The sequence below is a fragment of the Micromonospora sp. NPDC005163 genome, from assembly GCF_053599835.1.
The window spans coordinates 26,022-36,121 of the sequence record NZ_JBSFYP010000067.1 but is presented as its reverse complement, the minus strand read 5'-3'; the positions used below and the strand labels follow the sequence as shown (position 1 = coordinate 36,121).

Below are 10,100 nucleotides of genomic sequence, written 5' to 3'. Positions count from 1 at the left end.
GTCATGTATAGATGATCACGGCTCGGACAGGCAGGGGCCGGCAGGGCATCAACAGCGTGTATCAGATCAAAGTCGCACGAGATGCCCTCTTAGAGGCCGATGCCCGTGACCCAGCCGGAGTCGGTGATGCCCATGGCGTGACAGGATCCATCCTGAGTCGGTCGGGAGCAGCGACGTGAGAGCCACGAGGTGGTCGTCTGCCATCCACAGCACCGCCCGGTCGCCGGGGTCGAGAACACTCTCCTTGATCGGCGGTCAGCCGAGCGGCGAACCGTCGAAGGAGTAACTGAAGTCGTAGAGCTTCCTGCCGCCGCCGACTCGGCTGAGGGCGGCGGCGTGCCGGGCCTCCTGGTGGTCGACGTACGACACGACCCTGCCGACCGCGGGTCGACCTTGTGCCCGGGGGCGGGCTTGGGCACGGCAAGGCCGGCAACTCCGCCCTCGTAGGCCACGACCGGGTCGAGTGCCATCTGCACCACGTAGGTCTCGGTCGGCTGTGGGCTGGCACTCGCGGTGCTGGTCCCCGGCACGATGGTGAGTCCCATGGGCACTACGCCCAGCGCAACCGGCGCGGTTGTCCGCTGCTGCCACGTACTAGCGGTTTGGTCGTTCGGGCCACGCGGTCCTTCCCTGCCGGCGGGCCGCTTCCGAGCATCCAACGACCGGAGTCGATATCTGCTGTGCGTGCAGCCTCGTGACTTACTCATCGGTCGCCCCTGTCGGAGTCATGCCATGTCGGAGAACCCGCCATCTCGTGGGTTTGGGACGAGGACCCGGAAACGCCGCACGGATATGACGCGCTGACCATCAGTTAGCCGCGAGTTGACCGGAGTGCTCCCGAGTTGCCCATGCCGCCGGGTAGACCCACCTGTGCCGCATCATCCATGTTGGTCTATAGCCCACGACCGTGGGGTGTCGTGCGCGTCCTGTCTCTGCGGCGCGCTAGTACATGGAGGTTCCGTGCACACACGAACCAGACATGCGAGACGCGCGTCAGTCGTGACAGCGGCTTTCGCGGTTCTCGCGACAGCGATGGCGAGCGCAGTACCCGCGTTCGCCGCGCCGTCGACCACAGCACCGTCAGCCAACCCGGCCGACAAGCTCACCTCGGCCGTCGAGAAGACGCTCACCACGCACGACTCGGCGGACTTCTGGGTGAAGCTGTCGGCGAAGGCCAACCTGGACGCGGCGTCGAACAACGCCGACTGGGGCAAGCGCGGCCAGCACGTCTACGACGCGCTCACCAGCACGGCCAAGACGTCCCAGGCCGACGTGATCCAGCAGCTCGAGGCGAACAACGCCGACTACGAGAGCTTCTGGATCAGCAACCGCATCCTCGTCGAGGACGGCACGCTGGAGCTCGCCAAGGAGCTCGCCGCGCAGTCCGAGGTCAGCCAGATCACCGAGACCACGAAGTTTGACCTCGTCGAACCGGTCAAGCGCGAGAAGGCGCCGGCGAACGCCCCGGCCACGGTCGAGTGGGGCCTCGACTTCATCAACGCCCCTGAGGTCTGGGCCCAGGGCTTCACGGGCGAGGGCATCGTCGTGTCGAGCGTCGACACCGGCGTCCAGTTCGACCACCCGGCGCTCGCCGACGGTTACCGCGGTCGGCAGCCCGACGGGACAATCGTCAACAACTACAACTTCTTCGACTCCTCCGGGCGGTGCGGCGCCGGCAATCCGTGCGACGTGAACGGGCACGGCACCCACACCATGGGCACCATGATGGGCGACGACGGCCAGGGCAACCAGATCGGTGTCGCGCCCGACGCGCAGTGGATCGAGGCCAACGGCTGCGACACCTGCTCGGACGCCGACCTGCTCGAGTCCGGTCAGTGGATCACCGCGCCGACCCGCACGGACGGCACCGACGCCGACCCGGCGATGCGGCCGCACGTCGTCAACAACTCGTGGGGCGCGGTCGCCGCCGGGGCCATCGACGACTGGTACCAGGACATCACCGACGCGTGGGCTGCCGCCGGCATCTTCGGCGCCTGGTCGGCGGGCAACAGCGGTCCCGGTTGCCAGACGACCTCCTCGCCGGGCGCGAACACTACGAACTACTCGACGGGCGCGGTCGACTCCTCGGGCCGCATCGCGTCCTTCTCCTCGCGCGGTCCGGGTGAGGGCGGCGGGATCAAGCCGAACATCTCGGCCCCGGGCGTGGCCGTTCGCTCCTCGGTCCCCGGTGATGGGTACGCGCTCTACAACGGCACCTCGATGGCCGCCCCGCACCTCGCGGGCGCCGTCGCCGTACTGTGGAGCGCCGCACCGGCACTGATCGGCGACATTCCGGGCACCTGGGAACTGCTGAACCAGACCGCCCACAACGTCGACGACACCTCCTGCGGCGGCACCGCCGAGAACAACAACGTCTACGGCGAGGGCACGCTCGACCTGGCCGCGCTGATCGACGCTGCGCCGATCGGTGACATGGGCACCGTTGACGGCACCGTCACCGAGACCGACGGCGACCCGATCAGCGGGGCGCGCGTGACGGTCGACGGCGAGCACGACCGTACCGTCACCACCGGCACGGACGGCACGTACTCCGTCCGCGTCGCCGTGGGCGACTACCAGGTCTCGGCCTCGGCGTTCGGCTACCTGCCGTCTGCCCCGACCGGCGCCACGGTCACCGTCGACGCGACCACCACGGTGGACATCGACCTCGAGGCCACGCCACGCCACACCGTGACCGGCACCGTCACGGACGTCGCCACGGGCAACCCGTTCGTCGGTACCACGGTGAGCATCTCCGCACCGATCGACCCGGTCACCACCGACGCCAACGGCGCGTTCGCGTTCGCCGACGTGCCCGAGGGCACCTACACGATCTCGATCGAGGGCGGCACCTGCACGAGCGCGTTCTCGGAGGAGGTCGTCGTCGACGGTGACGAGACGGTCACCGCCGAGATCGCCCGTCGGTACGACGACTTCGGGTACTTCTGCACGGTCGGCAGCGACGGGGCCGCCACGGGTGACACCCTTGTGAACCTGACCGGTGACGACGCGGCGACCACGGTCCCGCTGCCGTTCTCGTTCCCAAACTACGAGGGCGACTACACGACGGCGTACGTGACCACCAACGGCCACGTGAACTTCGCCGGGCTCTCGACCGCATACAGCAACACCGCGATCCCGAACAGTGCCGCACCTAACGCCGCGATCTACCCGCTGTGGGACGACCTGTACTTCGACGCCTCGTCGGGTCTCTACACCGCGACCACCCAGGTCGACGGCGTGGACGCGTTCGTCCTCGAGTTCCGGAACGTCACGTTCTACGCCAACCGCGCCGACCGGACGAACTTCTCCGTGACCCTCCTAGAAAACGGTGAGATCGAGCTCGGCTACGGGGCGAACTCGGGCGGAGCGGCGGCCGGCAGCTCGGCCACGGTGGGTATCGAGAACGAGAACGGCACCATCGCCCATCAGTTCTCCTACAACACCCCGGCGATCAACGCCGGAATGTCGATCCACTACGACTCCGCGCCACGAGGCACGGTGGCCGGCACGGTGACCGACCGGAACACGGGTGCGCCGATCTCCGGCGCGACCGTGGCGGTCTCTTCCGAGGCCCAGAGCAAGACCGTGACCACTGGAGCGGACGGCACGTACTCGACGTCGGTCCTCACCGGTGGCTACTCGGTCGAGATCACGGCGCCGAAGTATGAGGCTGCCACCGGCTCGGTCATGGTTACCGAGGACAGCACCGTGAGGTTCGACGCCGCGCTGGCCGCGGGCATGGTGACCATCGCTTCGGACGGCGACACGCACGCCGAACTGCCGATGGGCGGTTCGCACACCGAGGAGCTCACGATCACCAACGAGGGCACCGCCCCGGCGTCGGTCGAGCTGGAAGCCCGCAGCGGCGAGTTCGCGCCGCTCGCCACGGGTGCTCTCACGGCGGTGAAGGGTAAGGCGACCGTCCCGGCGTCGGTGGCCCCGAAGGGGAAGCTGTCGGCGGCCGGCTCGTCGATGTCGCGTTCGAACGTCAAGGGCGAGACGGTGACGCCTCAGGCGGCGCCGATCCCGGCCGACGAGAACACCATCACGCACTCCGCGTCGCAGGCGATCATGACCGGCAACTCGGCGTCGTGCAACAACGGCCTCACCACCCGGAACAACTCGTACCTGCGGACGTTCACGCTGGCCGACTTCGGGCTCAACGGCCTGGACGTGTCGAGCGTGTCGTTCGGGGTGGAGACGAACCAGGGGAGCCAGCCGCTCTCGGTCAACCTCTACACGCTCGAGGGCGAGCTGCGGTACGCCAACATGACGCTCATCGGCTCGGCCGACGCCACGGTCCCGGCCGGTAACGGCACTCTGGTGACGGTCCCGGTCGAGGGCGCGGTTCCGTCCGGTGGCACCCTGGTGGTCGAGGTGAGCGTCCCTGCGGATGGCTACTTCTTCATCGGCTCGAACAACGCCGGCCAGACGGCTCCGTCGTACATCGCCTCGGTGGACTGCGGCATTTCCGAACCGGCCGACACGTCGTCGATCGGCTTCCCGGGCATGCACATCGTGATGAACGTGACGGGTAGCACGGGCGGCGCTCCGGCGGACTGGGTGTCCTTCGACAACCCGTCCGTCACGCTCGAGCCGGGCGAGTCGGTCACGGTGGAGGCGACCATGTCGGCCGACGTCGACCAGCCGGGCGCGTACTCCGCCGCGATCGGTGCCAGCACCAACACGCCGTATAACGTGGGTGAGGTGCCGGTGTCGATGAACGTCACCGCCCCGAAGTCGTGGGGCAAGGTCACCGGCACCGTCACCTCGGCGGCCACCGGCGAGCCGTTGGGTGGCGCCATCGTCCAGGTGACCGGCGGCAAGGGATACCGCCAGACGCTGGTCACCGAGGACGACGGTACGTACGCGTACTGGATCAACTCGACGGTGAGCCCGCTCACGCTGGTCGTCGCGGTCCAGGGCTACGCGCCTGAAACGGCGAAGGTCACGCTCAAGGCGGGCAAGACGGTCACGGCGGACTTCTCGCTCGACCCGCTCCGGTAGCGCGTACACGGGGCGCCGTAGCGCGCGTCCCGTAGCGTGCGTCCTGTACGACGGCGGCCCGGTCACCATCCAGGTGGCCGGGTCGCCGTCGGTCATCGAACGGACCTGAGCGGCCTGCTCCGCCGGCATCAGGATCAGGGAGACCCCCGACTCGGTGGCCCCGGTCGACGTGACGATGACCGTCTCGTCGGTGACTAGCACCGCGTCGGGGGTGGCCGAGCTGCTCGACCAGCCAGTCACGCACGTCATCGCGGACGGCGTCCGGGTCCCACACGGCGTACGCAGCAGCCGCTGCATCGCCTGCGGATCGGCGTGACCAGCCCGTTCGGCCAACGACCAGCAGGTCTTGCGTTCTGTTTTCGACAGCAGCCCTTCCACAAACTGCGCCGCTGTCGCACGTGGCTCCGCCCGAGCGAACCGGGCAGCGACACGCGTCACCGCTTCGTCCAGAATGACCCGCCATCGGTCAAGGTCTAGGCTGTGGCTCACGGCCACCGCACGATGCTCGGTGTCCTCGCAAACCATCGATGATCCGAAGGTTCGTTGGCTTCTGGTGGCTGTCGCGTCACCGTGCGACAAGAATGACGAGCGTGATCAGCGATCTTCTTGCTGAAGTGGCCGAGACCTTGGACAGCACGACTCGCGTCCAGGTCATCGACTCAACCGGGCCGGGTGAACCAACTCGCAAGCGGCGCAACCGTCGTCCGGTCCTCGCTGACCAATATGACCCAGAGGCGCTGATGCAACTGCGAGCAGCGCTGGCACTGTCGCCTGGCTGTGCCAAGGGACTGACATCGTCGTGGGGCATACTCAATATGCTTGCTGCCCACCATGCGACCTGATCGTCGACCATTGGCGCTCACCGCCGTGGTGGGAGGTTTCCTGCTCCTCGGCTTCCTCGACTTCTTGTGAATGAAGTTGGTGCCGTACCCCTTTGCCTAACTCGGCAACTCCACGGCCACGTGGGCAGTTGCCGCCTTCGCCTTCGGGTGCCGGGTCCGATCGGGCTGGGTGCGCCCGGCTCTGGGCGCCGCCGTCCTGCTCGTCGTAGCGGTGACCAGCTACTACCTGGCGGCAACGCTCACTCAGGGAGACGACCTGTTGGTCCACCTGACGGCTCGTGCGCGACGAGCGGCATCGTCAGCCCTCGAAGGAGGCGATCTGTGGCTGCTCGCCCGGTCCGAGGATGAAATAGCCGAGCATCGTGGTTCATAGTCACGGTCATGGGCGGCGGACGATCTGCCCGGCGTACGGTTTCGTCGCCGTCCTCGACGGCCCGCAGGACTCCGACCTAAGGTGACGATGCCCCTCAGGCGAACGGGACGGTGGTCGCGATGAAGCGGTCGGGGCGCACGATCGTCGCTTGCCCTTTTGCAAACCTATCCACGTCGGCGAAGACGGCGCCGTGCGTGGTGAGCCACGCCCTGGTGCCGGGGTCGAGGCTGCCTGCCTTGCCGCAGATAACGCCCCACCGGTTGCCCAGCAGCGCGTCGAGGTTGGTGCGCCGGCCGTCAACGACGAGCGGGGCATCGGGCAGCTGCCGGGTGCCGTCGGGGAGGCGCTCAGGCGCTGCGGCTGCCCTGGCTACGCGCGCGTCGAGGCCTGGGAGCATCCCTGCGGTCCGCACCAACCCGCGCAGCGCGGCTGCCGTGAAACGGTTGCGGCCGAGCATGACCCGGCCGGTGAGTAACGCCGTGCGGGTCATCCGCGCCACGGCCGGCCGCCGCTCGCGCTCGTAGCGGTCCACGTCGCCGGGCGCGTCGGCCAGCAGCCAGGACAGGGTCGCGACATCGCGTAGGCCGGCGCCGAGGCCCTGACCGGTGAACGGCGGCATCGAGTGCGCGGCGTCGCCGGCGAGCAGCACGCGGCCGCGGCGCCATGCCGAGGCCGTACGGGCATGGAACGTGAACACCGCGGCCCGCTCGACCCGCAGCGCCGCAGGATCCGCCCATGGCTGGATTAGCTCGTCAATCCGCGCCACCATGCCGACCGGGTCCTCGTCGGGCAGCAGCATCCACTCCCACCTCCGAACGCCCGGTCGCTCGAACGTCACCATCGGCCGGGCCGGGTCGAGCACGTGGGAGAACGTCGGCTCGCCAGTGTTGGGCTCATCGGTGCGGGCGTCGACCACCAGCCACGGCTCCGGGTAGCTGACGCCGTCATAGGAGGCCCCGATGAGGCCCCGCACGGTGCTCGACGCCCCGTCGCAGCCGACGAGCCACGAGGCGGTCAGCGTCGAGCCGTCGTCGAGCGTGACGGCGACGATGTCGCCCGACTGCTCGAGCGCCGTCACCGACCGACCGGTGTGGAGGTGCACCGTGGGCATCCGCGCCAGTCGGTCGCGTAGTGCCCGCTCCAGGCGGGGCTGGTCGAGCATGACGCCAGCCGGGACGCCATCCGCCAGGCGAAGCGTCAGCAGCGGGCGGCGATCGGGGCCGAGCAGTTGCGAACGGCGCAACGGCGTCGCCCACTCGTCCCAGTCGTCTAGGCCGTCAATGCGGCGGAGGATCCGCTGCACGTGCGAGTCGAGGACCGCCGCCCGCGGGTGGGCGTGCGGCCCAGACCGGGCGTCGGACGCCGGGTCCACGACGACGACGCGGATGCCACGGTCGCCGAGCAGTGCGGCGAGCACCGCTCCGACCGGTCCACATCCGGCAATCACCACATCCGCGTCCATGGGTCGATGTTCTTTGCCAACGCTCATGTTTGGCAAGGCTTGGGGGGTGTAGTAGTCACTTGCCGATCCGTTTGCACAAGCCGGCGGGCCACCCACGAGCCATAGGCTGGTGTGACCTCAGAGTGAACCAGGCCAACCGGGGCTGTGCCGACCCGGCGAAACGCGGTACCTGAGCCCGATCTGTGCGATTCCCAAATTGACAGCCTAGGAGCCACACGTGGGAGCCACCGGGGCGAACTGGGCGGGACGGACCGGAACGGATCGAGTTGCCGAGTGTCTGAGGACCAGGACGAGGCGGACCGGACCGGACGGCCTGGACATGGTCTTGGGGATCTACGGATCAGAAGGTTAGGGGTTCGAGTCCCTTCGGGCGCACAGCAGGTCAAGGGCCGGTTTCCCGTCACGGGCGACCGGCCCTTGATCTTTGTGACCCCCACGGCTGACCCCTACGCCTACGCGTCGAAGAGGAACCCGAGGCGGTCCACCGCGTCTTGCTGTACCCGCCGAGTCTCCTCTACGTAGATCGACTTCGTGACCGTTGGGGAGCTGTGCCCGAGCACGTCCTGAATCCGTTCGAGCGGCACTGCCTGGTCGTAGAGCAGCGTCGCGCACGAGTGGCGTTGGTCTGTGACGGGCGGTACAGCCGGCGCAACCCGGACGGGCGGGCTGCGTTTAGCACCTGGCGACCTGCTGGAGATCTCATCGGCGCTGCGGGTCTCTGAATCTACCGACGATGGCTCAGGCGCCCGCGTCGCTGACTTGGGAGCATGAATGCCCGGACAAGGTCGCCTAGCCGGACTTGTAACCCCCGTCCCGAGACTGATCTGTCATGGAGGTCCTGGGATCGGGCAGACCGTGCGGGCGTACAAATCCGGCGCATGAACGTCGAGGGTGCTTGCGAGTTACTGGCGGCGGACGTATATGACGAGGCCGACGGCGAGGCCGACGGCGATGAGGCCGGCCAAGGCGACGAGGCCCACCCCGATCAGCAGAAGCGGTGAGAAGACGGCGTTCCTCACGACCGCCGCGGTGTTGGCGTCAGTGTCGTTGGCGGAGGTGTTGCCGCTGCCGACGGCGGTGGCGCTGGGCCTGCTGCTCGGCGTGGCGCTGGGCCTGCTGCTCGGCGTGGCGCTGGGCCTGCTGCTCGGCGTGGGGCTGGGCCTGCTGCTTGGCGTGGCGTCGGGCCTGGTGGTCGCGGCGTGCGGCCTGGTGGTAGCGGCGGGCTTGGGCGCCACCTCGGGTGGCGGTGGCCGGTTCGAGATGTGGATCTCACCACGCGCCGCCGGGTCCCCTCCCTCACAGTGCTGCTCGAACGTAGCGTCGAAGGTCTGCACATAGCCTCGGGGACCGAAAACCGCTTTGATGATGGTGACGGAGCCGGTCAGCTCGTTGCATCCCCGCCCTTCGCCACTCAGTTCCAGGCCTGGGCCGGTCCCGTTGAACGGGTGCCGGTGCGCGGCGGTATAGGTGCGCGGGACGAGAACCTGCGTGCCCGGTGCGTCGAAGGTGAGGGTCCACCAGTCGCCGTTGTAGGCGTTGACCGAGATGCTGACCGTGCTACCGGTCGAGCTGGAGACGGTCAACGCGTCGCCGTTGCTGGTGGAGTACGAGTACGACTTACCTTGGCTGATGTAGTCACCGCTGTCTCCGCTGAAGCTTAGAGACCCGGTGGCCACTGTCTGTGCATGGGCCGTGCCGGCCACGAGTAGGCCACCAACGGCCGCCGTGAGCGACAGGGCAGCGGCCAGGACGCGCCGCCGCCATAGCATCTTCATGCTCTGCCTCCCCACGTGGATGACCGTGTCTCGTCGCGGGGTGCATGGCGTCGGCCAGTAGCCCGGCCTCGACCGGCACGGTCGGTGCGAGCGGCCTGGTCCCAGCTAGGGCTACGGAACCAACAATCTCTCGCCACCAGCACTTCCTCACCTACCGACTAAACCGGCGCTACGTACAGTCCAGCCGTCCGAATATGATCAAAACCAGCACTAGATCAGACACTCCGTCAAGACCTGGTGTCAAGGATCGTGTGAACCGCCCCGCGTCTGGTGGAGTCCTCAGACTGTGACCAGGGCTTGCTGGTCGGGGTGGTGGTGAGCGTAGAACATCGATTCGTACTCGGTCCGCGGCAGGTAGCCCAGGGCGGAGTGCAGCCGGTGGTGGTTGTACCAGTCGACCCATTCGGCGGTGGCCAGTTCGACCTGGGCGAGGCCGCGCCATGGTCGCCGGGGCTTGATCAGCTCGGTCTTGTAGAGACCGATCGTGGATTCCATCAGCGCGTTGTCGAGGGCGTCGCCGGACGCTGCCGATGGACGCGTCGATGCCGGCGTCGACGAGGTGGGTGGTGAAGCGGAACGACGTGTATCCGGCATCCGAATGGTGGATCAGCCCCGTCTCGACGGCTACCAGCGCCAGT

Annotated in this window: 6 protein-coding genes and 3 pseudogenes; 5 read left to right on the top strand and 4 right to left on the bottom strand. The window is 68.0% G+C overall.

The window, feature by feature from the left end:
• Positions 1–1,032 precede the first annotated feature (1,032 nt).
• Entirely contained in the window at positions 1,033–5,010 is a 3,978-nt protein-coding gene (locus ACWD6N_RS30965) for a carboxypeptidase regulatory-like domain-containing protein (protein ID WP_450005687.1), read from the top strand.
• A 180-nt stretch (positions 5,011–5,190) separates the two neighbouring features.
• Here the strand turns inward: ACWD6N_RS30965 and ACWD6N_RS30960 are convergent.
• Positions 5,191–5,505: pseudogene (locus tag ACWD6N_RS30960) on the bottom strand (transposase); the annotation flags it as partial.
• 86 nt (positions 5,506–5,591) lie between these two features.
• Here ACWD6N_RS30960 and ACWD6N_RS30955 point away from each other — a divergent pair.
• Together ACWD6N_RS30955 and ACWD6N_RS30950 are read left to right on the top strand one after the other, a co-directional pair.
• Positions 5,592–5,852 (top strand): hypothetical protein, encoded by a 261-nt coding sequence (locus ACWD6N_RS30955; RefSeq protein ID WP_387330191.1) that lies wholly within the window; start codon positions 5,592–5,594, stop codon positions 5,850–5,852.
• A 112-nt stretch (positions 5,853–5,964) separates the two neighbouring features.
• A pseudogene (locus ACWD6N_RS30950) lies at positions 5,965–6,225 on the top strand (hypothetical protein); the annotation flags it as partial.
• Between the two features lie 94 nt (positions 6,226–6,319).
• Here the strand turns inward: ACWD6N_RS30950 and ACWD6N_RS30945 are convergent.
• Both ACWD6N_RS30945 and ACWD6N_RS30940 read right to left on the bottom strand, forming a co-directional pair.
• The gene (locus ACWD6N_RS30945; RefSeq protein ID WP_387330188.1) at positions 6,320–7,783 is read right to left on the bottom strand and encodes an FAD-dependent monooxygenase; all 1,464 of its coding nucleotides are present in this window, start codon (positions 7,781–7,783) and stop codon (positions 6,320–6,322) included.
• A gap of 356 nt (positions 7,784–8,139) precedes the next feature.
• The gene (locus ACWD6N_RS30940; RefSeq protein ID WP_387330203.1) at positions 8,140–8,385 is read right to left on the bottom strand and encodes a tyrosine-type recombinase/integrase; all 246 of its coding nucleotides are present in this window, start codon (positions 8,383–8,385) and stop codon (positions 8,140–8,142) included.
• A gap of 180 nt (positions 8,386–8,565) precedes the next feature.
• On the opposite strand from ACWD6N_RS30940, the gene ACWD6N_RS30935 reads away from it, so the two are divergent.
• Entirely contained in the window at positions 8,566–8,688 is a 123-nt protein-coding gene (locus ACWD6N_RS30935) for a hypothetical protein (RefSeq protein ID WP_387330185.1), read from the top strand.
• 28 nt (positions 8,689–8,716) lie between these two features.
• The gene (locus ACWD6N_RS30930; RefSeq protein ID WP_387330182.1) at positions 8,717–9,025 is read left to right on the top strand and encodes a hypothetical protein; all 309 of its coding nucleotides are present in this window, start codon (positions 8,717–8,719) and stop codon (positions 9,023–9,025) included.
• Positions 9,026–9,741: 716 nt separating this feature from the next.
• Here ACWD6N_RS30930 and ACWD6N_RS30925 read toward each other — a convergent pair.
• Positions 9,742–10,078, bottom strand: a pseudogene (locus ACWD6N_RS30925) (integrase core domain-containing protein); the annotation flags it as partial.
• Positions 10,079–10,100 lie beyond the last annotated feature (22 nt).

What these genes read in the sequence shown, in the direction of transcription:
- ACWD6N_RS30965 (WP_450005687.1), top strand. Translation starts at nt 1,033, where the DNA reads ATGGCGAGCGCAGTACCCGCGTTCGCCGCGCCGTCGACCACAGCACCG.
- ACWD6N_RS30955 (WP_387330191.1), top strand. Translation starts at nt 5,592, where the DNA reads ATGACGAGCGTGATCAGCGATCTTCTTGCTGAAGTGGCCGAGACCTTG.
- ACWD6N_RS30935 (WP_387330185.1), top strand. Translation starts at nt 8,566, where the DNA reads ATGAACGTCGAGGGTGCTTGCGAGTTACTGGCGGCGGACGTATATGAC.